We start from the raw sequence: 25060 nt of genomic DNA, 5'->3' as shown, positions 1-25060 counted from the left end.
AAGTGCGGCCGCGAACACCTGATTGTGCAAAATGCAATATTGCGAAGCGGCAAACTAGCCATACTCTAGCGCAGAAGCGGCAATTATAGAAGGACTATTGCCATCGGTGCGGTGCGCCAGCACACGGATGGCGCCATTGCTGCCTCGGCAGCCGTCTGCGCCTTGCCAAGATGCTATGCTTCTAATCATCGTAGTCCCCGGGCAAGCGCTTGACTTGACATACGACCGACCGGACGGTAGTATATATTTCAATCGAAGCGCTGAATTATGTTGACTTCGAAATTGCATCAGAGGAAGCGCCCCACGGCAATCGATCCGTGGTGAAAAACGATGCGTCAATCAAGTGACTTTTCGAGCTCGGAGAAAGCGATGAGCTGCCACGCAGAGGCAATGAACAATCCCGCAGTCCAGCATTTCTCAACGCAATTTGAACGGTTGACCTCACTCGAGGAGGCTGGGCAGACATTGGCTGAATCAGCCCAATCTCTTGGGTGGGAACTGGTCGCTTTCCACGCCGATGTCGAAGTGCATTCCCTGCCGCGCGCCCGTGACGGCCAATACATTGCCCGCGCCATGGGCTGGCCACAAGACTACATCGACCAATGGGTCAGGCAGGAAATGGGGCGCCACTGTCCAGTCGGGCAACGCGGCCTTTCAACCATGCGTCCGTTCTTATGGGACAGCAACGCCGCCAACGCATCATGGAGCAACGAGAGCATTACCCCCAAGCGTCGCCAGGTGCTGGACCACTATCAAACCCTGGTATCTGGCGGCCTTGCCATTCCCGTACGGCACGCCGACGGCAAGATCGGCTACGTCTCCTGGTGCACCCGTGAGTCGATCAGCGCGCGGCTGCACGACGACGCCAACCTGGAGTCGGCCGTGGTGCTGTCGCACGCGTTTATTCGTCACGCTGCCCGACTGCAGTCGCTGCATACCGGCGTGGCGAACGTACTGAGCGAACGTGAACGTGAATGCCTGAGCTGGGTCGCGCGCGGCAAGACCGAGCAGGAGATCGCGCAGATTCTCCATCGCTCCGCCGCGACCATCCATTTCCATATCGGGAATGCGATCACCAAACTGCATGCCGTCAATCGTACTCATGCGGTCGCCATTGCCTGCACACGCCGGCTGATTTATGCCGACCTCATCGAACAGAACTACCGGATCCGCTAGTTCCCCCCTTCCCCTTGATGAGGCACAGTGACGACGTCGAATCGTGGTTGAAGTGCCACGCGAAAAAAAGCGCACGGGTGACTCACCTGGCGTTACATAAAAATGGGGGGGACAAAATGATCAAGAGGAATCAAGGCTGTGTAAGCCACGGCCGGCGTTATTCGTTGCTCGCACTCGCCGTGGCATCCACCTTGGGTGTGCCGGCGTCTGCAACAGCGATTGCCGAAGAGCGGGTCGCGCCGCAAAGCGAAGGCGCCGGGCTCACCGAAGTCATCGTGACGGCGCGCCGCCGCGCGGAAAACATGCAAACCGTGCCGGTGGCGGTGAGCTCCATCGGCGCCCAGCAACTTGAGCACAGCGTTGCCATGGACACGACGTCGCTGGCGCAATTCGCGCCCAACGTGGTGTTCGACAAGGTGGAGGCTGGTACTGCCGGCGGCGCCGCTTTTTCCATCCGTGGCATCAGCTATCAGGACGTTGAAAAGGCCTTTGACCCAACCGTTCTGCTGTTTGTCGACGACATTGCGGTCGGCACCGGCACCGGCAACGTGATGAACATGCTGGATGTGCAGAACATCGAGGTGTTGCGCGGGCCGCAGGGTACGCTGTTTGGCAAGAATGCGGTTGGCGGCATCGTCAACATCCATCGCCGGGAGCCGGAACTGCATGATGTGTTCGGGAAGGTGCGCGCTACGGTGGGGAATTTCGACACCAGGAGCCTTGAAGGGTATCTCAACTTCGGTGGCGAGAACTTCGCGCTCAAATTGACCGCGGCGGAACTTGACCACGGTGGCTACTACAAGAACGCCACCCTGGGCACCCGCCAGGACGATCGCAAGGAACAGGACTATGGCGTGCATTGGCTGTGGCAGCCGACCAGATCGCTCAAGCTGGAACTGCAGACCAACCATGTCGAGCAAAAGGGCACGCCCAATCCTGTCTTGAACATTTCGGATCGTGCCGCCATCAATGGTTCCGGTGATGCCTTCTGCGCATTCTATGGCCAATGCGCGACCAACCCCTACAAATCGCAGTCAGGTGATCCTCAGGTCGCCGTGGGCGAAGGGCCTACCCGCCTGACCTTGAACAGTGACATGAACATCGCCAGGCTTAACTACGATCTCGACGATAAATACCGCCTGACCTACATCGGCGGCCACATGAAGAGCTACGACTTCACCCAGTTCGATTTCGACGGAACGCCGCTGCCGCTGTATTCGGCCGCCAAGGATTCCTGGTACACCCAACGCAGCCACGAACTGCGCATCAGCCGCAATGACCCGGTATTGAGCGGCCAGGCCGGCGTGTATTACTGGAGTGCCGATTCGTTCACGATCAACAACGGCCCCGGTCTGGTCGACCGCGCTTCGGCCAGCTCGAAGTCGTATTCGATTTATGGCGAAAGCGACTATCGCTTCGCCAATGAATATGTGCTGACCACCGGCGCGCGGCACATCAGCGAAACGAAGGAGATAGGAAAATTCGTCGATGATGGCCAGGGCAGGGTGTCGATTCCCGACGGCACGCATTTCTCGCGCACCGACTCCGCCAACATCTGGCGCCTGGGCCTGCGCCGCGAGCTGGCCAGCGGCGATATGGTCTACGGAACGTATTCGACGGGCTTCCGCAGCGGTGGCTTCTCGCCGCGCGCAGCGACCATTTCGGCACTGGAACACGGCCAGGCGCCGGAAAAGCTGAGCAACTTCGAGCTGGGCGCCAAAACCCGCTGGTTCGACAAGCGCTTGCAACTGAACGCTGCGCTGTTCCATATGATCTACGACAATATGCAGATCGAGACCAGCCTGCCGGCGCCCGGAGGAAATGGACAGCAACAGGGCTTCGACAATGTCGGCAAGGCGATCATCAATGGCGGCGAGCTGGAGTTGCTGGCCAGGCCGGACCAGCACTGGACCTTGAGCAGCAATCTCGGCCTGACTGATGCCCACTATGCCAGCTTCTTTACCGACCTGTATGGCACTGGCGTCAAGCAAGATTTCAGCAACCTGAAACTGCGTCGCGCACCGCGGGTGACCTATGCCTTGGCAGCGGATTACCGCGACGCGGTCGGCGCGGGAAAAATGAACTACCACGTCGGCTACAACTGGCGTTCCAACTACGAGGGCACGCTGGACAATGCGCCGGGAACACAGGTGAAGGCGTTCGGCATTCTGGAGGCTTCTGTCAGCTACGAGCAGGGTCCGTGGTCGGTGGTCCTGTTCGGCCGCAACCTGACGAACGAGACGGCGTATTCACACACCTTCTCGGTGGCGCCAAATAACCAGGGCGGCAGCATCTGGAAATTCGCCACGCCGCGCACGCCGCGCAACTATGGTTTGCAGGTGACCTACTACTTCGAATAGTGCGGCGCCAGGCGACGCGATTCGCCAACAAGCAGGCAAGGCGCGTACGCGCGCCTTTGCCAAGATCAAATTTATCTGCAGCATGAGAAGTTCCCCGAAGCCCGGGGCTGCAGGTTCCAACACGAAGGAGTCCCGTATGACTATCGCAGCAAGTGCGCAAGACGCGAGCGTCGGCTATCCGCTGTCGCCCAAGACCCGGCAATTCCTTGCACAAGCTTGTCTTGGCCACCTGATCGACGGCAAATTTGTTCCTTCCGCCAATGGCGCAACCATGCCTGTGGTCGATCCCAATACCGGCGCGGAATTCGCCCGCGTGGCGCAAGGCAGTCCGGCCGAGGTCGAACTTGCCGTGGGCGCAGCCCGCCGCGCATTTGAGGATGGCCGCTGGCGTCATCTGCATCCGAACAAGAAGGAAGCCGTGTTGCGTCGCCTGGGGGCGCTGCTGGAAGACAATCGCGACGTGCTGATGGATCTGGATATGCTCGACGGCGGCATCATCCGTTCGCAAACGCCGTTCTTCGTTCAATTCGGCATTGATGTCACCAACTACTATGCCGGGTGGCCAACCAAGATTGAAGGAAGAATGTCGCCAACCGGGCCCGACGTGGTGGTCCAGCAAGTGCGTGAACCGCTCGGCGTGTGCGCCGTCATCATGCCGTGGAATGCGCCTTCCGCCGTGCCTTTGGGCGTGGTCGCGCCGATTGCCTGCGGCAATTCAATCATCCTCAAGCCGGCCGAACAGACGCCGCTGACCGCCATCTTTTTCGGTGGGTTGTGCGAACAGGCAGGCCTGCCGGCGGGGGTGATCAACATTGTGCACGGCCTGGGCGGCACCGTTGGCGCGGCGCTGGTCGAGCACCGTGAAGTCGATGCAATCAGTTTTACCGGTTCCGTTGAAACGGGGCGGGGCATCCAGGCTGCGGCAGCCAAACAACTCAAGCGGGTATCGCTGGAACTGGGCGGCAAAAGCCCGCAGATCGTCTTTGCCGATGCCGATCTCGATGCGGCTGCCAACGCGGCAGCCTGGGCGGTATGGGGGCACTCAGGCCAAATCTGCACGGCCGGTTCGCGCGTTCTGGTGAACCGCGCGATCCATGATGAATTTGTCGCGCGCATGGTGGACGCTTCCCGCGCACTGACAATTGGCTCCTGCTTCGATGCCGAAACCTGCATCGGCCCGGTGATCTCCCAAAAGCAACTGGATCAGGTGACCCGCTACGTCGAACTGGGCAAGGCCGAAGGCGCACATCTGGCGCTGGGCGGCGCCCGTCACGGGGAGAAAGGGTTTTTCTTTGAGCCCACCATTTTTACCGCCGTCAGCAACCGCATGAAAATCGCCCAGGAGGAAATCTTCGGGCCGGTGATGGCGGTCATTCCGTTTGACACGGATGAGGAAGCCTATGCCATCGCGAATGACACGACCTTTGGCCTGGCGGCAGGCGTCTGGACCCGCGACCTCGGACGCGCGCATCGCGCATCGCAACGACTCAAGGTGGGCACGGTCTGGATCAACACTTATCAGCTGAACGAGACCTCGGTTCCGTATGGCGGTGTGAAGCAGTCGGGATTTGGCCGCAGCCTGGGCGCCGTGTCGATCGAAGAGTTCACCCAGGTCAAGAGCGTCTGGATCAACGCCGCCTGAGGGACGGGGCGACTTGCCCGACGCAGGCCATATCCGCAATAAGGAGACAGAGACAATGGATGAAAAAAGCAAACGACTTCTGGCGCGCCGCGGAGGCGCGGGCCGTCGACTGCTGTTGGCGATGGGCTTGTTCATGGCGATAGGCATACCGGCGGCGCCTTGCCACGCCACCGATGTGGGCAAGGCACTCGCGAAGCCGGGCAATGCCGATGCCGATTGGCCCAGTTACGGACGCACCAGTGACGAGCAACGTTTCTCGCCCCTTGCCAAAATCAATGAAAAAAACGCGGCCCGGCTTGGCCTGGCGTGGGAAGCGAGCCTTGAAAGTCCCAGGTTCGGTATCGAAGCCTCGCCGATCGTCGTCGACGGGGTGATGTATGTCAGCTCAAGCTGGGGCCGGGTGTTTGCGTTTGATGCGCGCACCGGCAAAAGCCTGTGGGCGTTCGACCCCAAGGTGCCAGGCAGCTGGTTGCGCAACGGCTGCTGCAAGCCGGTCAATCGCGGCGTGGCCTTCTGGAACGGCAAGATCTATGTGGGCGCATTTGACGGGCGCCTGATTGCGCTCGACAGCCGGACCGGCGCGATGATATGGGAGGCCAACACAACGGGCGGAAAGCCCTACTATACGATCACCGGCGCGCCGCGCGTCGTCAAGGGCAAGGTGATTATCGGCAATGGTGGCGCCGATTTCGCCACGCGCGGATTTTTTTCCGCGTATGACGCTGAAACGGGCAAGCTGGATTGGCGCTTTTACGTCGTCCCGGATGACCCGAAAAAAGGATTTGAACACCCTGAGCTGGAAATGGCCGCCAAGACCTGGGGCGCGGACCATGACTGGTCGCTCGGCGGCGGCGGCAATCCATGGGACTCGTTTGCCTATGATCCGGACCTCAACCTGCTCTATGTGGGCACGGGCAACGCCGGTCCGTTTGGTGTGTTCCGTCCCTCGGGCGGCGATGGCTTGTTCCTGTCTTCGATGCTCGCGATCAATCCGGATAACGGCCGGCTGGTGTGGCACTATCAGACGACCCCAGGGGACAGCTGGGACTTTACCGCGACCCAGCACATGATCCTCGCCGATATCAAGATTGGCGAACAAACGCGAAAAGTGCTGATGCAGGCGCCCAAGAATGGTTTTTTCTACGTGCTGGACCGGGCGACGGGAAAACTGCTGTCTGCCAAGAATTTTGTGCATGTCAACTGGGCCAACGGCGTGGACCTGGAAACGGGGCGGCCCAATATCACCGATGTCGGCGACTACAGTCACGGCCCGAAATTGATGTTTCCTTCTCCGTTCGGCGGCCACAACTGGCATCCGATGGCGTTCAATCCGAAAACCGGCCTGGTCTATATCCCGGCCCGCGATCTTGGCTGGATCTGGGGCGCTGATCGACCGACATTTTTCACCACCGGCTATGATCTGGCCAGGCTAAACAAGGATGATGTCGCCAAGGACATGCGCGGCATGCTGATCGCATGGGATCCCGTGGCGCAAAAGCCCGCATGGAGCATTCAGCAAAAGACGCAGATCAATGGTGGCGTCCTGACCACGGCGGGCAATCTGGTCGTGCAGGGCACCGAGGACGGCCACATCATGGTCTATTCCGCGGACAAGGGAAAACGCCTCAAGGATATTTTTATTGGCACGGGCATTGTGGCGCCGCCGGTAAGCTATATGCTCGATGGCGAACAATATATCGCTCTCGCGGCCGGATGGAACGGCGTCAAGACGGCGCGGCACAAGGCGGGCGCGCCTGCTCCCTACGACAACGCGGGGCGCCTTGTGGTGCTGCGCCTTGGTGGTTCACCGGTTCCTGTCGCGCCACAGGTAAGGGTGCCGGCATTTTATCGGGGTGGGGCGGGTGAGCGGCCGGCCAGCCTGGTCAGCAAGGGGGCGCCGCTTTACCAGAGAAATTGCGCCATGTGCCACGGCGTCGTCGGTGAGGGAGGGGTCTTTCCGGATCTGCGACGCATGAGCAACGCGACCTATCATGCGTTTGACGAGATCGTGCTGGGCGGCGCGCTGGCGCCTCTGGGCATGGCGAGTTTCGCCGATCAGCTCGACAAGCAGCAGGTTGAAGCGATCCGCGCCTATATCGCCGACTGGGCAGAGCGCTCGCGCCACGGGGACGAAAACCCCAGTCCGACTGGCGCTTCGTCCATCACTGAAAAGTCCCGCGGGTTCTGAAATCCGCAGGCGCAAACGGACTATGGCACACTCCTGACAGAAACTGACAAGCACCACGAGTAGACTGAAGTTCCTTTTTTTGCATTGGAACTCAGCATGAAATTCGCATCGATTCGTCTTGTCACCGAGCAGTTTGAAGCTCTTCTCGCCTTCTACAGGAACCTGTCCGAAATTGAACCCGTCCGGCTTGCCGACGGCTTTGCTGAAGTGCGCTTTGAGGGCGTCGTGCTGGCTATCTCTGCCCAGCAACTGGTGGCGCGGTTTAATGCCGGGGCAGCTATTGCTGCCGCCAACCGGTCGGCTATCCTGGAGTTCCAGGTGGCAGACGTGGAGTCTGTCCGCAGCCGTTTGGTTCAGGAGAATGTTGAAATCGTGATGTCCCCCACGCGCATGCCGTGGGGGAATCTGTCGCTTTTGGTTCGAGACCCGGATGGGAACCTGGTCAACATCTATTCGAAGCCTGAAGACTGAGACGCCTCAGCCGATGAACGAATCGAACTGCAGGTCGAACTCCTGCAAGGCCTTCTGCGCGTTCTGCATCTTCTTGCGGAACTCGGGGCCGCGTTGCAGCGCCAGGCCGACGGCCAGCACGTCGATCACCACCAGATAGGCCAGGCGCGCCGAGATCGGCGTGTACGGGTCGATGTTGAAGATCAGGTCGATCGGGATCAGCACCGTGGCCATATCCGCCAGCGGTGTGCCGGACGGCGCCAGCACGATGACGTCGGCGCCGCCGCGGCGCGCCAGTTTGATCGAGCGCACCAGCGACGGGCTGTTGCCGCGCTGGGAAATCGCCACCACCGCGTCGCCGGTGCGCAGCAGGGCGGCGGCGATACTGTGGATGTGCGGGTCGGCGTAGGCCACCGTCGGCACGCCGGAACGGAAGAACTTGTGCTGCGCGTCCGCCGCCACGATGCCGGACGTGCCCTGGCCATAGAACTCGATCTTGTTGGCCTTGGACAGGATGTCCAGCGCCTTCTGGATCGCTTCCGGGTCGAGGTTGTTGCGCAGGTCGAGCAGCGTGTTGATCGAGCGGCTGCAGATCTTGTTGACCAGGTCCGCGGCCAGATCGTCCTGGGTCGGCTGCTCGTTCAGGCCGGGCAGGGCCAGCGCCAGGCCTTGCGCCAGCTTGAGCTTGAACTCGTGCCAGCCGTCGTAGCCCAGCGTGCGGCAAAAGCGCACCACGGTCGGCTCGGACACCTGCGCGCTCTTGGCGAGCGCGGTGATGTTCTGGCTGACCGTCTGGCCCGGATGATCGAGGACCGCCAGCGCGACCTTGCGCTCCGATTTGGAGAGCGAGTCCAGCTGGGTACGAATGGAATCTAAAAGCATTTAATCCTCAGGAAGTGCTTCTTCACGCCACTGCAGGCCATCGCGGCCGATCAGCGCCGATGCCGCGGCAGGACCCCAGGTGCCCGAAGCGTACGGAATCGGGAAGCTGTCGTCGGACTCCCAGTTGTTCAGGATAGGCTCGACCCATTCCCACGCCGCTTCCAGCTCGTCGCCGCGCATGAACAGCGTCAGCTGGCCGCGCAGCACGTCGAGCAGCAGGCGCTCGTAGGCGTCCATGCGCGGCGATTTGAACGATTCGCGGAAGTCCAGCTCCAACTCGGCTTGTTTCAAACGCATGCCGTCGCCCGGCGTCTTCGCCATCAGATTCATGCGCAGTCCTTCGTCCGGCTGCAGGCGGATGACCAGCGAATTAGGCTGGAAGCTGTTGGTCGGCTGGGCGAAGATCGAGTGCGGGATCTGCTTGAAGCGCACGACGATTTCAGCTAGGCCGTCGGCCATGCGCTTGCCGGTGCGCAGGTAGAACGGCACGCCGGCCCAACGCCAGGTGTCGATCTCCGCCTTCATCGCGACGAAGGTCTCGGTGCGCGAGTGTTCCGGCGCATCCGGCTCGTCGCGGTAGCTCGGCACGGCCTTGCCGTCGACGTGGCCGGCGCGGTACTGGCCGCGCACGATGTTCTGCGCCAGCGTGGTCGGCGTGAATTTTTTCAGCGAGCGCAGGACCTGCAGCTTGGCGTCGCGCACGGCGTCCGGCGCGATCGAGGTCGGCGGCTCCATGGCGACGATACACAGCAGCTGCAGCAGGTGGTTCTGCAGCATGTCGCGCAGCGCGCCGGAGGTGTCGTAGTAGCCCATGCGGTTGCCGACGCCGAGCTTTTCGGCGATGGTGATCTGCACGTCGGAGATCCACTCGCGGCGCCACAGCGGCTCGAACAGGATGTTACCGAAGCGCAGGGCCAGCAGGTTCTGCACGGTCTCCTTGCCGAGATAGTGGTCGATACGGTAGATCTGCGATTCTTCGAAGACCTTGCCCACTTCGGCGTTGATCTGCTTGGCCGAGGCCAGGTCGCGGCCCAGCGGTTTTTCCAGCACCACGCGCGAATTGGCGGTCACCAGGCCGTTCGATTTCAGGTTCTCGCAGATCTGCGAGAAGATCGCCGGCGGCGTCGCCAGGTAGTAGACCTTGGTGATGGCCTCGTCCTGGCGCAGCGCCTCGACCAGCGTCTTGTAGCTGGCGGCGTCGGTGGCGTTCAGCGACACGTACACGATGCGGGCGGTGAACTTGGTCCACGCGGCCGGCGTCACGGCCGGCGACTTGATGTGCGGCTTGGACGTGGTCTCGACGGTGTGCAGGAAGTCCTGCTGGCTGGCGTCCGCGCGGCCGACGCAGATGATGCGGGCGGTGGCGGGCAAGTCGTTGGCGACGTCGCGGGCGTACATCGCGGGCAGCAATTTGCGCATCGCCAGATCGCCGCTGCCGCCAAACAGAACCAGGTCAAAATCGGTAAGAGCCATAATTATTCGCAGTAAGTAGGGTGCTGAAAAGGGGGACTACTAATCTTAAGTGTAAATTTACTACACGAATTTACGTTTTGCAAGAAAATTTACTACAAATGCCCGGAGTGCGACATCCAGTTTATTCGATATACGCAGGTTCCGCGCGGCCGGCCACGTCCATGCGGATGGCCAGCAGCTTGCCGCTCAGCGGATACTGCGCCAGTTCCGGCGCCGGACGCGCGCCCGCGCTGGTGACGTACAGGGTGCGCAGGTCGGCGCCGCCGAACGCCATCATGGTCGGGCAGCGCACCGGCAACTTGATCTCGCCGATCAATTCACCGGCCGGCGACAGCTTGACCAGGCGCGCGCCTTCGAACATCGCCACCCAGTAGTTGCCTTCGCTGTCGACGGCGGCGCCGTCAGGACGGCCGCCGTAGTTGTTCTCCTTGTCCATCGAGAACTGCATCAGCAGGCGCTGGTTGTCGACCGTGCCGCGCGCGACGTCGAAATCGAAACGGCTGACGCGGTGCGCGCTGGTGTCGGCGTGGTACATGGCCTTGTAGTCCGGGCTGAAACCGAGGCCGTTCGAGTTGGTCATGCCGCCCGACCAAGCCTTGCGGATTTCGCCTTTCTCCAGCACGAACATCTCGGCGGCCGGCTTGTCGCGCGGCTCGTAGATGGTGCCGACCCAGAAACGGCCGGCGCCGTCGACGTGGCCGTCGTTGAAGCGGGTGATGGCGGTGTCGTAGGGCGCGGCGGCGATGTCGGTCAGGCGCACTTCATCGCTGCCCGTGTCCAGGTGCGCGAAGCCGCTGCGCATGGCGACGATCAGGCCGCCCTTGTCGCTGATGGCCAGCGTGGCCGGCTCGCTGGCCAGCTTCCACGAACGGTGCGCGCCGCTGGATGGATCGAGGCGGTGCACGGTGAAGGCGGGAATGTCGACCCAGTACAGCACCTGTTCTTCCGGATGCCACAGCGGGCATTCGCCGGTTTGCATGACTGCGTCGAAGGCGACTTCTATATGTGGAGTATTCATCGTGGTCACAGGTGTTGTGCTGCCTTGGCCATGATGATCAGGCCATTGGTGGAGCTGTCGTGGCGCTCGGGCTTGGCGTCGCCGGTCAGTTCCGCATGGATGTTCTTGGCCAGTACCTTGCCCAGCTCCACGCCCCACTGGTCGAAGCTGTTGACGTCCCAGATCACGCCCTGCACGAAGGTCTTGTGCTCGTACAGCGCGATCAGCGCGCCCAGCGCCGACGGCGTCAGCTGGTCCATCAGGATGGTGTTCGACGGACGGTTGCCGGGGAAAGTCTTGTGCGGCACCAGCGCTTCGATTTCCTCGGCGCCCAGGTTTTGCGCTTTCAGGTCGGCGCGCACTTCGTCGGCGGTCTTGCCGGTCATGAAGGCTTCCGATTGCGCGAAGCAGTTGGCCAGCAGCGAATCGTGGTGGCCCGCCAGGTCGTGCGTGGCGCGCAGCGCGGCGATGAAGTCGATCGGCACGATGTCCGTACCCTGGTGCAGCAGCTGGAAGTAGGCGTGTTGCGCGTTGGTGCCGCATTCGCCCCACACCACCGGGCAGGTCGGCGTGGCGACTTCGCCGCCGCCGCGGGTGACGCGCTTGCCGTTGCTCTCCATGTCGAGCTGCTGCAGGTAGGCCGGGAAGCGGTTCAGGTCCTGGTGGTAGGGCGCGATCGACAGCGAGCCGGCGCCGAGGAACTGGCGGTTCCAGAAGCCGATCATCGCCAGCAGCACCGGCATGTTCTGCTCCAGCGGCGCCTCGCGGAAGTGTTCGTCCATCGCGTGCGCCCCGGCGAGGAAGTCGCTGAAGTAGCCGAAGCCCACCGCCAGCGCCACCGCCAGGCCGATCGCTGACCATACCGAATATCGGCCGCCGACCCAGTCCCAGAACGGGAACATATTAGCCGGATCGATGCCGAAGGCCTTCACCGCCTCGGTGTTGGTGGAGACGGCGACGAAGTGGCGCGCCAGGTCCTCTTCCTTAGCCGTCTGCAGGAACCAGTTGCGGGCGGTGCCGGCGTTGAGCATGGTCTCGGCCGTGACGAAGGTCTTGGAGGCGATGATGAACAGCGTGGTCTCGGGGTTGACCTGCGCCAGCGCGGCGTCCATGTCATGGCCGTCGACGTTGGAGACGAAGTGCATCTTCAGGCGCGGATGTGCGTACGAGCGCAACGCCAGCACGGCCATCTTCGGCCCGAGGTCGGAACCGCCGATGCCGACGTTGACGACGTCGGTGATCGGCTTGCCGCTATAACCCAGCCAGGCGCCGCTGCGCACGCGGTCGGTGAAATCCTTGATCTGGTCCAGCACCGCGTGCACGTCGTGGGCGATGTCCTGGCCGTCCACCGTCAAGGCTTTGCCGCGCGGCATACGCAACGCCGTGTGCAGCACTGCGCGATGTTCGGTAAGATTGATCTTCTCGCCACTCAGCATGGCGTCGCGCTGGCGCTCCACGCCGCGTTCGCGGGCCAGGTCCAGCAGCAGGCCGACGGTGTTCGCGTCCAGGCGGTTCTTCGAATAATCGAGGAACAGGCCGGCCGCGTCGACCGTCAGTTTAGGGAAGCGCTGGGCGTCGGCGGCAAACAACTGGCGCAATTGCCAGTCTTTGGCGTCGGCGGCATGGGATTCGAGGGCGAGGAAGCTGGCGGTGGAGGTCAGTGCAGGCTGGCGCATAATGATGTGGGCGTCGTTAGTCTGAGGGAGGGATGCGTGAATGATACAGGAAAAAACGGTAAATTCACTACGGTTACGTCAAAACGGTAGGATTTTTGCATTGTTACCGCTCCCATGCCGGGCAAGACCGGCCGGCACGCCTTCGAGTACATGATGCCCGCGTGATCGACTTTGGCCATCGTCCGATAAGAAAAGTCGGATGAAATCGAATTTTTGTAGTAAAATTTCACGGAATTCATTGATAAGGAACGTTCATGGCCCTGCATCCAGTCCTGGAAACCGTCACCGCTCGCATTATCCAGCGCAGCAAACCATCGCGCGGCGCGTATCTGGCCCATCTTGAAGCGGCACGCGTCAAGGGCGTACAGCGCGGCGCTTTGGCCTGTACCAACCTGGCGCACGGCTTTGCCGCCTTCCCCGCCAACGACAAGCTGTCGCTGAAGGAACTCAAGAAGCCGTCGGTGGCGATCGTCTCGGCCTATAACGACATGCTGTCGGCGCACCAGCCGTTCGAAGGCTTCCCTGCGCTGATCAAGGACGCCGTGCGCGAAGTCGGCGCCGTGGCCCAATTCGCCGGCGGCACGCCCGCCATGTGCGACGGCGTCACGCAGGGCCAGCCGGGCATGGAGCTGTCGCTGTTCTCGCGCGACGCGATCGCCATGGCCACCGCCGTGGCGCTGTCGCACAATATGTTCGACTCCGCCGTCTACCTGGGCGTGTGCGACAAGATTGTACCGGGCCTGCTGATCGGCGCGCTGCACTTCGGCCACCTGCCCGCGGTGTTCGTGCCGGCCGGCCCGATGACCACCGGCCTGTCCAATTCCGAGAAAGCCAGGATCCGCCAGCTGTACGCGCAAGGTAAAGTCGGCCGCGCCGAACTGCTGGAAGGCGAATCGCAGTCCTACCACAGCGCCGGCACCTGCACCTTCTACGGCACCGCCAACAGCAACCAGATGCTGATGGAAGTCATGGGCCTGCACCTGCCGGGCGCCGCCTTCATCACTCCGAACACGCCGCTGCGCGACGAACTGACCAAGGCCGCCGCCAAGCGCGCCGCCGTCATCACCGCGCAATCGAACGAATACCTGCCGGTCGGCCACGTGGTCGATGAGAAGTCCATCGTCAACGCCGTCGTCGCGCTGCTGACCACCGGCGGCTCGACCAACCACACGCTGCACCTGGTGGCCATCGCCAAGGCGGCCGGTATCGTCATCGACTGGAACGACTTCGACGAGCTGTCGAAAGTGGTGCCGCTGCTGACCCGTATCTACCCGAACGGCAACGCCGACGTGAACCACTTCCACGCCGCCGGCGGCACCGGCTTCGTCATCCGCGAACTGCTGGACGGCGGCCTGCTGCACGACGACGTCACCACCATCCTGGGCAAGGGCCTGCGCGCGCACTGCGCCGAGCCGTTCCTGGGCGAGGGTGGCAAGGGCGTGGTGTGGAAGGACTCCCCGACCGAGTCGGGCGACGAAGCGGTGCTGCGCAAGATCACCGCGCCGTTCTCGCCGGACGGCGGCACCGTGCTGGTACAGGGTAACCTGGGCCGCGCCGTGATGAAGGTATCGGCCGTCAAGCCGGAACACCAGACGGTGGAAGCGCCGGCGCTGGTGTTCAACTCGCAGGAAGACTTCATGGACGCCTACAAGGCCGGCACGCTGGACCGCGACTTCGTCGCCGTGCTGCGCTTCCAGGGCCCGCGCGCCAACGGCATGCCGGAACTGCACGCGTTGACCCCGGCGCTGGCCAACCTGCAGGACGCCGGCCGCCACGTGGCGCTGGTGACCGACGGCCGCATGTCCGGCGCGTCCGGCAAGGTGCCGGCGGCGATCCACGTATCGCCGGAGATCCTGGCCGGCGGTCCGCTCGGCCTGGTGCGCGACGGCGACATCATCCGCGTCTGCGCCAAGACCGGCACGCTCGAAGCGCTGGTCGAATCGAGCGTATGGCATTCGCGCTCGCTGGCCACGGCCGACCTGACGCCGAACGGCGTGGGCATGGGTCGTGAACTGTTCGCCATGTTCCGCAACAGCGTATGCGAAGCGGAGAAGGGCGCCACCACCTTTGGGCTGCCGTCGCCGATTCCCACCACGGTAGGCCTGCATGACAAAGACCCGGTCGGCAATACCGTGCCAGGTTCCGATGAAGATTACTCGATGAAGAAAGAAGCGTAAATTATGACCATGACTCTGCTCGACATTATGCGTACTTCGGCCGTGATCCCCGTGATCGCGATTGACGAACCTGAACATGCAGTACCGCTGGCGAAGGCGCTGGTGGCCGGCGGCATCCGCGTGCTGGAAGTGACGCTGCGCACCAAGCACGGCCTGGGCGCGATCAAGGCCATGTCGGCCGTCGAAGGCGCGATCGTCGGCGTCGGCACGCTGACGCAGCCGGAGGAATTTGCCGCCGCGCGCGATGCGGGCGCGGTGTTCGGCGTCTCGCCAGGCTTGACGGCGGCGCTGATCGCCGCCGCCAAGAGCAGCGGCCTGCCGCTGCTGCCGGGTGTGATGACGCCGTCGGAAGTGATGGCCGCGCGCGAGCAGGGCTTCCGCCAACTGAAGCTGTTCCCGGCGGTGCCGGCGGGCGGTATCGGCATGCTGAACGCGATCTACGGTCCGCTGCCGGACGTGACGTTCTGCCCGACCGGCGGCATCTCGCAAGAGACCGCGTCGCAGTTCCTGTCGCTGAAAAACGTCGCCTGCGTGGGCGGCTCGTGGCTGACGCCGAAGGATGCTATCGCTGCTGGCGATTGGGAGCGCATTACGGACCTGGCCAAGGCGGCCAGCGGCTTGCGCTGATAGGACCAGGCCTGAAGTAAAACGGCGTTAGCTGAACAAAACCCCAAAAGTTGGATTCCAACTTTTGGGGTTTTTTTATGGCCGTTCTGCTTCTGGTTAGGTATCTAAACTAAAGGGGATTAAGTATGGCCAAAGCTGGAACAAGGGTTTCACCATAAAACGAGGTTTATCACTAGACCCTGCCCTTTTGATACGGATCAGTCCGGTCAAGAGGTAGACGCTGACGCTACAGGGCAGTATGCTGAGCAAGTTGATAACTTCCTACGGCGAGGTTGTATGTTGAAAGCCAGTTTGGCTGGCGTGTTACTCATCGGGCTATCGAATCTGACCGTGACGGCCATCGCCCAGGGCGTCGCTTCGGAAGCCCAAAGATGGGCAGCTCGGACGGATGCCGAAAAGGCAGGCTACATTGATGCCTTATGCGACACATACCCTGACTTTCCAAACACCACGGAGGGCGATCTGTTCTGTAAACCCTTCGATGGCAAGGGTAAGCAGGTGGCGCGCTTTTGTAGCGCTCGTTGGTCCTTCACGAAGCCGCACGTTGCAGACCCCGCGCCTGGAATCCGTATCTTTAACCAGTTCTACGCGGACAAGAACCATTCGGACCTGCCTGCATGGGCTGTGGTTGCTGCTTACAACGATAAAGCATGTGGTGAAAGTAAGGTGCTTCCACGGCTGGCTGCGATGCAGGCGAAGCTACTATGCTTACGACAAGCATCAGGCATGGCGGTTGACCGTTATCCAACTACTGCCATTGATGCCCAGAACGCCGTCTGTCGTGCGATGAAGTAGCCCCTTCAAAAAAGCACGATGCCTCCTTTCCGATGTCTTCTGGGCAGCGACGACAGCAGCAGTGTAAAGGCATCGCAGCGTGTGCTGCCAAGCGCGGCGAAGGTGCATCATTCGGCGTGGAATGACGGTGATATGCTGGCATAACCAAGTCAAGGCCACAATGGGACGAAAATGAAATTACTGGACGATATAGTCGAACTGCTGATGAACGAAAGTGGGTCGCTGAACGAAGCACTTTTGAAAACTAAGGTGCTGCTGCGAGCAATCGGGCAGAATGAATTGGTTGGCTGGGTGAACGATGAGTTAATTGGGTACCGTGACATAAGCAGCGTCCCGCCGTATCGAAAATTGCATGCTCGTGTTCTTGGGAATATCTCGAACGGATGGCACACTGTCGCGCAGTCGCAGCTGGTGCCATTAACGAATTTACCTGAAGAGTTTCGTGAGTATTGGGAAGCGCAGGAGATGACGGAGGCGCTTGGCGTGCTGGAGAAGATGGTTAGCGGTGATGATGGCGATAAACACCTCAGTAGGGCAATGCCTCCAGAACTTCTCTCTATGCTTGGTGGGCTGTTGAGCAGTGGATTTCATTTTGAAAAAATATGGTCACAAGTAGAACTGCCACAGATCAGGCAACTTCTCATTGAGGTTCGCTCGCGTTTATTAGATTTCATTCTTGAACTGCGAGAAAAAATTGGAGATTCCATGTCCGACAATGATGCAAAATCTGCTGCTGCTTTGATCGATGTCCAAAGTATGTTTGCCGGAGCAGTGATCGGAGACAACGCTACATTCCAAATAGGCGGCAGCCAGAATCAACAGCGGGTCAGCAACCGGAACGTGAAAGGCGATGGAAACGCACTTGCGACGGAGCTCCGCAGCCGCGGTGTTGCGGAGGACGACATAGTCGTGCTGAATGAAGCAATTCGCACTGACCCGGCGACGACTGCGGATGGACAATTTGGCCCCGCCGTCAAGAGCTGGATAAAACGCATGATGGGCAAGGCCATTGATGCGTCTTGGAACATTGAATTGGGTGTAGCCGGCGGCCTGCTGACGTCAGCGCTGCAACGATACTACGGCATCTAACTTTGTCAAACTTTCCGCTGAATTCAGCGTGCCGGAGCACTCCTTTTCTTTGCCCGCCTAGCATTGAGCGGACGATTTGATTGAAGCAAGAAGCAGGTAAACGATTTATGTCAATTTGCAGCGACTGTGCCACTAATGTTCACCTGAAACAGCGAATTGTCCAAGGGGGGACATCGCAGCCGTGTGCTGTATGCGGGCAAGATAAGTCGCACGTTTTTGACGTCAACCGCCTTGCGGATGTGTTGGCAACGATTATCCGACAGAATTTTGGGACGGGTGAAACGCGATTCGTACCGAGCGAAGATGATCGTGACTACCACGAGCCATGTGGTGATCCGCTGGATACCATTGTCTCCGAAATGCTTGGGCAAGATTTGGACTTCTTAGACGAGCTTGTCACTGCTATTGTGGAAAGTGAAGACTGCTGGCCGCAAGACGGAGACGAATGTTTTTTCGGTAACGATGCGCTGTACTCTCGCGTACGTGAGAAGGTGTCGGTTGAATATTTCGACTACCATTGGAACAATTTGACTGACGAACTGAAGCATAAGCGCAGATTTTTTAGCGAGGCGGTTCTCGGTTTTTTCAAACGTTTATTTACCGATGTCGAAGCGGTAAAAACGTTCGGAACAGATGTTCAATCTGTTGAGAATGTCGTGCGCGAAATGGCGTGCGGCATGGTTATCTATCGGGCGCGAGCCATTGAATCGGATGATGTTAAAAGCGTAGTGTCTGAGCCATACCTGAAGGTCGGGCCTCCCCCGAGGATAAGGGCGCGAGCTGGACGTATGAGCCCGGAAGGTGTTGTGGTTTTGTACTGTGCGATGAAGCCTGAAACTGCTATCGCCGAGCTACGGCCAGCAATAGGTGAGACTGTGGCGGTTATAGAAATGGGTTTTACTCGCTCACTTCGTTTGCTGGATTTTGAACGGCTGGAACGTTCGTTCGACGACAATTGGAATTTGCTCCAGCCGGACTTCCGCACAGCGCGGGAGACACGGCAGTTTTTACGAAAACTGCATAAACTGATTACAAAACCAGTCACACCTGGCAATGAGGCTGACTACCTTATCACACAAACAATGGCCGAGTACCTTGCGCACGTGCATAGTCCGCAGCTCGACGGAATCATGTTCAAGTCAGCGCAGGACGCAGGAGGCGTCAATGTGGTGCTGTTCCCTGTTAGGGATTTGTTGGATGATGCCAAGGATGTCTTTCCGGTCGAGTACACACCTGGCAGCTTATCGTTTCATCGGGTCGATGGCGTTCAGTACAGTCCTAGTCTGCTCATGGTGATCCCCTCCACGAGTGATGGCTACAGCCTTCAGAGTGAGCAAGATTTGAGAGATGCTGACGATGCCTACAATGCTGAACACGATCTGTGATTTGTCAACGAACTTGCAAAGTCCCTGGCAAGTTGGGACGCGTGGTCGCTCAGTGTGCTGATACGATTTTCCTGAGTGTTCCTGCTGCACGGATAGCGAGGCGGTGCCCGCAGAAACGGAACGATCCCCAAGTGTCGGCGTCTCGCTCACGCTTCTTGGTTGTCCAAGATGTGATTAGTGTTGCTGTAACCACTGCAGCGGCGGCAATGATTGCCGTGGCGACCGGGATAAGGGAGGGGAGCAGTGCTTTCAGTTCTTCCACGGAGTGATCCTCTCTAAGCTTGCGTCAATGTGGAAAACGGAGTAGCGATGCTACCCCGTTTGTTGATACTGCGAGAGCTTCACCATTTTAGTTGGCCAAACATCCCCTTGAAATCGTTGTGCCAGTAGGTGCTTTCATTTTTCAGGAAATTATAAACAGTCCCTCTGTTTTCAACTAAATTGTCTTTACTGTCAATGCGCTCACTCTGGCTCACGAATCCAACACCCACTACGTGGGGCCGGTCTGCGCTGTTTAGGAATTTCGAAACGTCACGTGCAAGTTGTGTGGGACCTTGGTTCGGGTCTGCATCCTGTTGTGCAGTTCGCAGCAGTCCATCGGAATCGATTCCTTGAAAGCCGACGAAGAACTGAGCTGCTCGCGTTCCGGTTACTTGAGTTCGAGCTGAGTCACTAAGCGTTCCAAAGACCGATTTCAGGAAGCTGTCATCTTGGCGGCTTTGCATCACGAAGATGACAACTCCCCCTCGTGCACCTCCAACTATTATAGATTCACGGTTATTTGTTGCGGTGATCTGGTCTACGAACATCCTTGTGTTCGCATTGCGATGAAACGAATTAACATCGATGAGCTGCGCGGGAGCGAATTCAGTGATGCGTATACCAGCCTCGTCATTCAGCGACAGGCTTTGAGCTGCCAGTATCTGATCTTTTACCCGTGTTGCCAAATCTCTTCTGGCCTTAATGGCGGTGGGCAGCCTTCCAGGAATCGTCATCACCACCGCCAATCCGGTGTTCAAATTTTCAGCGATCTCCTTTAGATGAGGAGCTAGGTAATTGTGGAATTCCAGCGCTTCGTGATTGTGGATTTTTCGTCCCTTATCGTTCGATATGGACTTACATTCCACCTCTAATCCGTTGCTACCGATGCCGTCAACCAGAAGGTCAAATGTTCCTATGCCCTCCGTTTCAGGCCAGCGGATTTTGTATCCCCGTCGTGTAAAATGAGTTGCCGCCAACATTTCCAGTTGCATAGCGCGCATATCGTAGGGATTTTTAATCGCACCGTGAATTCGCCGAATGAGGGCGTTTTTCTGCTGCTCTGTCGATGTTTCCAATATCGATAACACTTGCGTGGCGAAGCCAATTGCAGGGTAGATCGAGCGGTTGCCAATCTGAGTATCTGGTATGCGTCCGTATTGTGCGACCAGCTCGCTGCAATAAGCGAACGCAAACGCGACAGAACTTTCGCTCAGTAAGTACTGTTCAAGAAATGGATTGTCCCTAATCCGCTGCCGCACAATTTTTACGCGCTTCAGCCAGTGCGACTCGTTCACTATTGCCCGAAAGCGTGCAAAAGTGTTTGGGATTTCTTCAATTCGGATGTCGATTTGCAGCACAATTATTTTCCGTGTTTCTTAAAGTGTTAGACGCTGCTTTGCAGTCCTACCACTATCGGGCGCGGTTGCCGTGACGGGTAGTGGTGAGTTCGCTCGAAGTGTATCAGGTGCAAACCAACGCGGACATAGGGGATTACTTGAAGGACGCCCCGTCGCGGGGCGTCCTTAAGACCATCAGGACGGATGCTGTTGCATCCAGGGGCTAGGCGCTACGACTCCTAGAAAGTCGGTTCAGAGACGTCTGCGCTCGTTTTTCCGAAGCTGAATTCACAGTTCAGGCGCACGAAATTATCGAGAATATTTTCATCGACGATTTCGCCGAGCGCAGCACCTGATGACCCGCCGGCCGCACCACCAACAAGAGCTCCGATGATTGCTCCTGTCAGACTACCAACAACGACACCAGGCGGCCCAGCAAACATTCCGGCTGCAGCCCCAAGCTCCGCACCGCTTGCAGCACCTTCTGCACCACCCAAGGCCCCTGCGATAGCACCAATGGCGCAGACCACTCTTCTCGCATATCTGGGGGACTATAAGGCGTTTCGCGCGAGTTATTTGATTTACTCAGGCGAGCCGGGAGAGCGGGCAGCGCCAACGCCAACTGATCGGAAATTCGCGATTGCGATCGAAGGCCGGCCGGCAAAGGAAATATTCGATTCGATGGCGCCTGACTTCCATCCGACCTGCAGCCAGGAGAAAGGCGACCGGGATCGACGCAAAGGCAATGCGTAATGCACATACAGCCCGCGTGAGCCGGGAAAAGGGTATAGATGTTGGATTGGAGTTAATCTTCGTACTGGTGAAAGCATTGGAGCTGTGAGTTGTTAACTTCCTCACGGATCTTTGCTGAAGGCTTCTACGTCCGATGGCAACTGCACCCAAGAATGCCGGCGGCAATCGTAGACAGAGACTGTCGGCGCCGGGAAAGCCGGATCGGCAAATGCACCAACGGCCACGCTCACGCTGTCGTCCTCGCCGACCTCGGTATGAAACAGGTTGGTGCCACACACGGGACAAAACCGAAAGATGAATTGCGCGCCCTGATCGCCGGTCCGGACATACTCGGTCGCCTTGCCGCTGACCGAGTAGGGCGCCGTAAAACTTGCCAGCGCGGCGAACACGCTGCCCGTCCTGCGCTGGCAGGCGAAGCAGTGGCAAACACCCACTCCGCGCGGTTCACCATTTACTTCGATACTCAGCTGCCCGCATGAGCAGGATGCGATTCTGGAGGACATCAGGCGCTCCCTGGACTTAAAGATTAAACTCTTCTCGCAATACTTTGCGTAGCGTTGCTACGGTGAGGGGTTTGTCGCCTGCTTTGCGATCTTGGGATGATCGCATCGCGTCTCTCAGCGCGCCGTTAATCAGGGTTTGATACCCGGTTCCTTGCGCTTCCGCCTTCGCCCGGAAAAATGCGATCACGTCGTCATCCAGCATGATCGTGATGCGCGTCTTCCGGCTGGCGGCAATCACCGCACCGCGTTTGCCTTTGCTGAAATCATACTCGTTGCGCATGGTATTGCTCCGTGGCGGGGAGTAGAAATTATGCATATCTGATGCATAGGCAGTCAAGCGGGGCCGTCAGCGGTTGGGATTCAGGCAAAACAGACCCGCCTTTATGGCAAGTTCCAATACCGGCGCGGCTTGTTCCTTGTTTTGGAAGTACAGGATATTGGTATCGTCCCAGCCGGCCGCGTAGATGCAGCCCAGTTCCGGCAGGATGATGAATTGCGACGGCACGCCGTAGTCGTTGAAGCGCGACTGGCGCAGGAAACCTTCGCGGTCGGTGTAGCGCTTCAGCACCAGCTTGGCCTTGGCCGGCCAGCGGCCGCGATGGCGCAGCGTATAAACCGGCGTGAGATCGAACAGCGCCGCCCAGTGCTGGGCGAATTTCTGGTTCCGCCGCACGCGTTCTTCGCCTTCGAAGCAATCCAGCAGATGCCACTCGCTCTCGTCATCGATCCAGTGATCGAATACGGAGATCGCCAGGCGCTGCATGCCGCCGGCCGAGTCCAGATCCCTGATTTGCTTCAATTGCGGAAACTGCCGGTGGATTTCGGCAGCGACGTTCGCGTCAACGCGAGACAGCATCTTCATATACATCCTTCATTGGTGACTAGGCCTTCAGCGCCGAAGTATAACCTCAAGCCACCGTGCGGGCGATGTACTCGCGCAGCCATTGATGCGCCGGGTCGCGATGCGAGCGCTCGTGCCACAACATGGCCATCTCATAGCCCGGCACCTCGACCGGCGGCGCCACGCAGCGCAGTGCGGGATGGTCTTGCACCAGCCGCTCCGGCAGCATCGCGACCATATCGGTACTCGCCAGCGCCGATATCACAAACAAAAAGTGCGGCACCGACAATGCCACCCGCCGTGGCGGCAAGCCCGCCGCGGCCAGCGCATGGTCCGTGACGCCGCTGAACCCTCCGCCGTCGGGCGATACGATGACATGCTCCATGGCGCAGAACTGCGCCAGCGTCGGCCGTCGTTTCAGGCGCGGATGGTCGCTGCGTCCCGCCAGCACGTAGCGCTCCCGGAACAGCAGCCGATGGCGCATGCCCGGCGGCGCTTCCTCGCTGGTGTGGAGGGCCAGGTCGATCTCGCCCGATTCCGCCTGCCTGGCGATGCGTGGCGGGATCAGTTCAAGCACCGCCAGCCGCGTTCCCGGAGCCGCCGCGCGCAAGCCCGCCAGCGCCGGCAGCAGGATGGTCGATTCGCCATAGTCGCTGGCGGCCACGCGCCACGTTTGGTTCGCCTCGCGCGGATCGAACGGACTGGCTGGCGACACCGCACGGCCCAGCGCTTCCAGCGCCAGCCGCAAGGGCTCGCGCAATTGTTCGGCGCGCGCGGTGGGCCGCATGCCGCGCGGCCCGGGCAGCAGCAGCGGATCCCCGAAGATGTCGCGCAGCTTCGACAGGTGCACGCTGATGGATGGCTGCGAAAAGTTCAAGCGCTCCGCCGCCCGCGTCACGTTGTGCTCCGAGAGCAGCACGTCCAGCGTCACCAGCAGGTTGAGGTCCAGACGTCTGAGATTATTCACGGCTATACCTGGAATATTAGAAATTCATTTTCAATATACCTCATCTGCTCCTATGTTGGTGTTTTCCAGTCAAGGAGTAGCGTGATGAATGTTCTGATTGTGTATGCCCACCCCGAACCGAAGTCGTTGAACGGCGCGTTGAAGGACTTTGCGGTGCGGCGTCTGGAAGCGGCGGGGCACGCCGTCCAGGTATCCGACCTGTATGCGATGAAATGGAAGGCGCTGGTCGATGCGGGCGATGTCGTCGGCGGCCCGGCCGGCGACCGTTTCGACCCGGTGGCGGATTCCCGGCGCGCCTACGCCAACGATTTACAGAGCGCCGATATCGCCAGCGAGCAGGACAAGCTGCGCTGGGCCGATACCGTCATCTTCCAGTTCCCGATGTGGTGGTTCTCCATGCCGGCCATTATGAAAGGCTGGGTTGAGCGTGTCTATGCCTTCGGCTTCGGCTACGGCGTCGGCGAGCATTCGGATGTGCGCTGGGGAGACCGCTACGGCGAGGGCACGCTGGCCGGCAAGCGCGCCATGCTGGTGGTCACGGCCGGCGGATGGGCGTCGCACTACGGCCCGCGCGGCGTCAACGGTGCTATCGACGACCTGCTGTTCCCCATTCAGCATGGCATCCTGTACTACCCCGGCTTCGATGTCCTGCCGCCGCTGGTGGTCTATCGCGCCGAACGCATGGACGCCGCCAGATTCTCCGCCGTGTGCGGCGAACTCGGAGAGCACCTCGACACGCTTGCGCAAACCGCGCCGATACCGTTCCGCCCTCAGAATGGCGGCGACTACGACATCCCCGCCATGACATTGAAAGCCGATGTGGCGCCAGGGCTGTCGGGCTTTGCCGCGCATCTCGTTGCAGCGGACGCCCTGCCGGCGCCTCGTGTGGGATGACGGTCAGCGGAACGTGGCGAGATATTTCGCCGGCACCGTTATGTCATGCAGTCCGCCGGAGAAGGCCGCGATGATCAGCGTGGCGGCCGTGCAGCCGCCTATCACCAGCAGCACCTTGGCGATACGCAGCGTCGCGGCGCTGAGGCGATCATGCGCAAGCCAGTGCAGCGCCCGCGCCAGATGGACCGTGATCGCCAGCACGGCGAGGAAGTAGTAGGGCATGAAGAAGTAGCGATACGGCAGCACGTGCATGCCCGCGGCGGCGTAGTAGAAGTTCGTATCCAGCCCGAACCGCGTGCGCCCGGCCAGTACCGCGCTCACGTGCACCAGCAGGAAGAACGCCAGGTACAGCCCTGAACCGAGCTGCAACAGGTCCAGTCCTTGATGCCGGTCGCGCCAGCGGCGACGAATGAAGATCAATCCGCTGGCGACCTGGCTGGCGGCGCACAGCAGCAGGATGACTTCGACCACGCGGTTGCGGTACACCGCGCGAAACGCCTCCATGAAGTGGATATGCGCCTTCGGGCCGCCGATCGCCAGCAGGTGATTGAGTAGATGCAGCGTCAGGAAGGCGCCTAGCACGCAGG

The 25060-nt window shown here is 60.1% G+C and carries 24 protein-coding genes; 12 read left to right on the top strand and 12 right to left on the bottom strand.

What is annotated here, in order from left to right:
- The first annotated feature begins 390 nt into the window (after nt 1-390).
- The 5 genes from ACCD07_RS27100 (at nt 391) to ACCD07_RS27080 (ending at nt 7837) form a co-directional block, all read left to right on the top strand.
- A complete protein-coding gene (locus ACCD07_RS27100; protein ID WP_413449143.1) occupies nt 391-1176 on the top strand; it encodes a helix-turn-helix transcriptional regulator in 786 nt (261 codons plus the stop codon).
- A gap of 116 nt (nt 1177-1292) precedes the next feature.
- Nucleotides 1293-3536, top strand: coding sequence for a TonB-dependent receptor (locus ACCD07_RS27095; protein ID WP_413449142.1), 2244 nt, complete (start codon nt 1293-1295; stop codon nt 3534-3536).
- Between the two features lie 136 nt (nt 3537-3672).
- Nucleotides 3673-5178, top strand: a complete 1506-nt coding sequence (locus tag ACCD07_RS27090) for an aldehyde dehydrogenase family protein (protein WP_413449141.1) — start codon at nt 3673-3675, stop codon at nt 5176-5178.
- Nucleotides 5179-5233: 55 nt separating this feature from the next.
- A complete protein-coding gene (locus tag ACCD07_RS27085; RefSeq protein ID WP_413449140.1) occupies nt 5234-7366 on the top strand; it encodes a PQQ-dependent dehydrogenase, methanol/ethanol family in 2133 nt (710 codons plus the stop codon).
- Nucleotides 7367-7462: 96 nt separating this feature from the next.
- Nucleotides 7463-7837, top strand: coding sequence for a VOC family protein (locus ACCD07_RS27080; protein ID WP_413449139.1), 375 nt, complete (start codon nt 7463-7465; stop codon nt 7835-7837).
- Between the two features lie 6 nt (nt 7838-7843).
- Here ACCD07_RS27080 and ACCD07_RS27075 read toward each other — a convergent pair whose 3' ends face one another.
- From ACCD07_RS27075 to pgi, 4 genes are all read right to left on the bottom strand, one after another.
- A complete protein-coding gene (locus ACCD07_RS27075) occupies nt 7844-8698 on the bottom strand; it encodes an SIS domain-containing protein (protein WP_176654247.1) in 855 nt (284 codons plus the stop codon).
- Nucleotides 8699-10171: a glucose-6-phosphate dehydrogenase gene (zwf, locus tag ACCD07_RS27070; protein WP_176654248.1), complete on the bottom strand. Its 1473-nt coding sequence runs from the start codon at nt 10169-10171 to the stop codon at nt 8699-8701.
- Nucleotides 10172-10292: 121 nt separating this feature from the next.
- Nucleotides 10293-11189: an SMP-30/gluconolactonase/LRE family protein gene (locus ACCD07_RS27065; RefSeq protein WP_413449138.1), complete on the bottom strand. Its 897-nt coding sequence runs from the start codon at nt 11187-11189 to the stop codon at nt 10293-10295.
- A gap of 5 nt (nt 11190-11194) precedes the next feature.
- On the bottom strand, nt 11195-12844 hold the full coding sequence (gene pgi, locus ACCD07_RS27060; RefSeq protein WP_413449137.1) for a glucose-6-phosphate isomerase: 1650 nt from the start codon (nt 12842-12844) through the stop codon (nt 11195-11197).
- 254 nt (nt 12845-13098) lie between these two features.
- On the opposite strand from pgi, the gene edd reads away from it, so the two are divergent.
- From edd to ACCD07_RS27045, 3 genes are all read left to right on the top strand, one after another.
- The gene (edd, locus tag ACCD07_RS27055; RefSeq protein WP_413449136.1) at nt 13099-15021 is read left to right on the top strand and encodes a phosphogluconate dehydratase; all 1923 of its coding nucleotides are present in this window, start codon (nt 13099-13101) and stop codon (nt 15019-15021) included.
- 3 nt (nt 15022-15024) lie between these two features.
- Nucleotides 15025-15648 carry a bifunctional 4-hydroxy-2-oxoglutarate aldolase/2-dehydro-3-deoxy-phosphogluconate aldolase gene (gene eda / locus ACCD07_RS27050; protein ID WP_176654252.1) on the top strand — a complete coding sequence of 208 codons (624 nt, stop codon included), beginning with the start codon at nt 15025-15027 and terminating at the stop codon, nt 15646-15648.
- Nucleotides 15649-15924: 276 nt separating this feature from the next.
- Nucleotides 15925-16443: a hypothetical protein gene (locus tag ACCD07_RS27045; RefSeq protein WP_413449149.1), complete on the top strand. Its 519-nt coding sequence runs from the start codon at nt 15925-15927 to the stop codon at nt 16441-16443.
- Here ACCD07_RS27045 and ACCD07_RS27040 read toward each other — a convergent pair.
- Nucleotides 16369-16551 carry a hypothetical protein gene (locus ACCD07_RS27040; protein WP_413449148.1) on the bottom strand — a complete coding sequence of 61 codons (183 nt, stop codon included), beginning with the start codon at nt 16549-16551 and terminating at the stop codon, nt 16369-16371. The genes ACCD07_RS27045 and ACCD07_RS27040 overlap by 75 nt on opposite strands.
- Before the next feature lie 63 nt (nt 16552-16614).
- Here ACCD07_RS27040 and ACCD07_RS27035 point away from each other — a divergent pair, with 63 nt between their 5' ends.
- Together ACCD07_RS27035 and ACCD07_RS27030 are read left to right on the top strand one after the other, a co-directional pair.
- Nucleotides 16615-17532 carry a hypothetical protein gene (locus ACCD07_RS27035; protein ID WP_413449135.1) on the top strand — a complete coding sequence of 306 codons (918 nt, stop codon included), beginning with the start codon at nt 16615-16617 and terminating at the stop codon, nt 17530-17532.
- 80 nt (nt 17533-17612) lie between these two features.
- Nucleotides 17613-18917, top strand: a complete 1305-nt coding sequence (locus ACCD07_RS27030; RefSeq protein WP_413449134.1) for an RES domain-containing protein — start codon at nt 17613-17615, stop codon at nt 18915-18917.
- Between the two features lie 341 nt (nt 18918-19258).
- Here ACCD07_RS27030 and ACCD07_RS27025 read toward each other — a convergent pair whose 3' ends face one another.
- Complete coding sequence (locus tag ACCD07_RS27025; protein WP_413449133.1) at nt 19259-20536, bottom strand: hypothetical protein; 1278 nt, start codon at nt 20534-20536, stop codon at nt 19259-19261.
- A 218-nt stretch (nt 20537-20754) separates the two neighbouring features.
- A complete protein-coding gene (locus tag ACCD07_RS27020; protein ID WP_413449132.1) occupies nt 20755-21012 on the bottom strand; it encodes a hypothetical protein in 258 nt (85 codons plus the stop codon).
- A 19-nt stretch (nt 21013-21031) separates the two neighbouring features.
- Between ACCD07_RS27020 and ACCD07_RS27015 the strand changes: the two genes are divergently transcribed.
- Entirely contained in the window at nt 21032-21268 is a 237-nt protein-coding gene (locus tag ACCD07_RS27015) for a hypothetical protein (RefSeq protein WP_413449131.1), read from the top strand.
- A 101-nt stretch (nt 21269-21369) separates the two neighbouring features.
- Here ACCD07_RS27015 and ACCD07_RS27010 read toward each other — a convergent pair whose 3' ends face one another.
- The 4 genes from ACCD07_RS27010 to ACCD07_RS26995 all read right to left on the bottom strand — a co-directional run bounded on the left by ACCD07_RS27010 (nt 21370) and on the right by ACCD07_RS26995 (nt 23579).
- The gene (locus ACCD07_RS27010; protein ID WP_413449130.1) at nt 21370-21771 is read right to left on the bottom strand and encodes a GFA family protein; all 402 of its coding nucleotides are present in this window, start codon (nt 21769-21771) and stop codon (nt 21370-21372) included.
- A gap of 16 nt (nt 21772-21787) precedes the next feature.
- Entirely contained in the window at nt 21788-22051 is a 264-nt protein-coding gene (locus ACCD07_RS27005; protein WP_413449129.1) for a BrnA antitoxin family protein, read from the bottom strand.
- A gap of 66 nt (nt 22052-22117) precedes the next feature.
- Complete coding sequence (locus ACCD07_RS27000; RefSeq protein WP_413449128.1) at nt 22118-22633, bottom strand: hypothetical protein; 516 nt, start codon at nt 22631-22633, stop codon at nt 22118-22120.
- A 46-nt stretch (nt 22634-22679) separates the two neighbouring features.
- On the bottom strand, nt 22680-23579 hold the full coding sequence (locus ACCD07_RS26995; RefSeq protein WP_176654256.1) for a LysR family transcriptional regulator: 900 nt from the start codon (nt 23577-23579) through the stop codon (nt 22680-22682).
- Nucleotides 23580-23663: 84 nt separating this feature from the next.
- Between ACCD07_RS26995 and ACCD07_RS26990 the strand changes: the two genes are divergently transcribed.
- Nucleotides 23664-24473 carry an NAD(P)H-dependent oxidoreductase gene (locus ACCD07_RS26990; protein ID WP_413449127.1) on the top strand — a complete coding sequence of 270 codons (810 nt, stop codon included), beginning with the start codon at nt 23664-23666 and terminating at the stop codon, nt 24471-24473.
- 3 nt (nt 24474-24476) lie between these two features.
- Here ACCD07_RS26990 and ACCD07_RS26985 read toward each other — a convergent pair whose 3' ends face one another.
- Nucleotides 24477-25055 carry a hypothetical protein gene (locus ACCD07_RS26985; RefSeq protein WP_413449126.1) on the bottom strand — a complete coding sequence of 193 codons (579 nt, stop codon included), beginning with the start codon at nt 25053-25055 and terminating at the stop codon, nt 24477-24479.
- Nucleotides 25056-25060 lie beyond the last annotated feature (5 nt).

Source organism: Duganella sp. Dugasp56, from assembly GCF_047304105.1.
GTDB lineage: Bacteria > Pseudomonadota > Gammaproteobacteria > Burkholderiales > Burkholderiaceae_D > Rugamonas > Rugamonas hordei.
The sequence above is the reverse complement of the archived record's forward strand: the minus strand, read 5'-3'. Positions and strand labels throughout refer to the sequence as shown.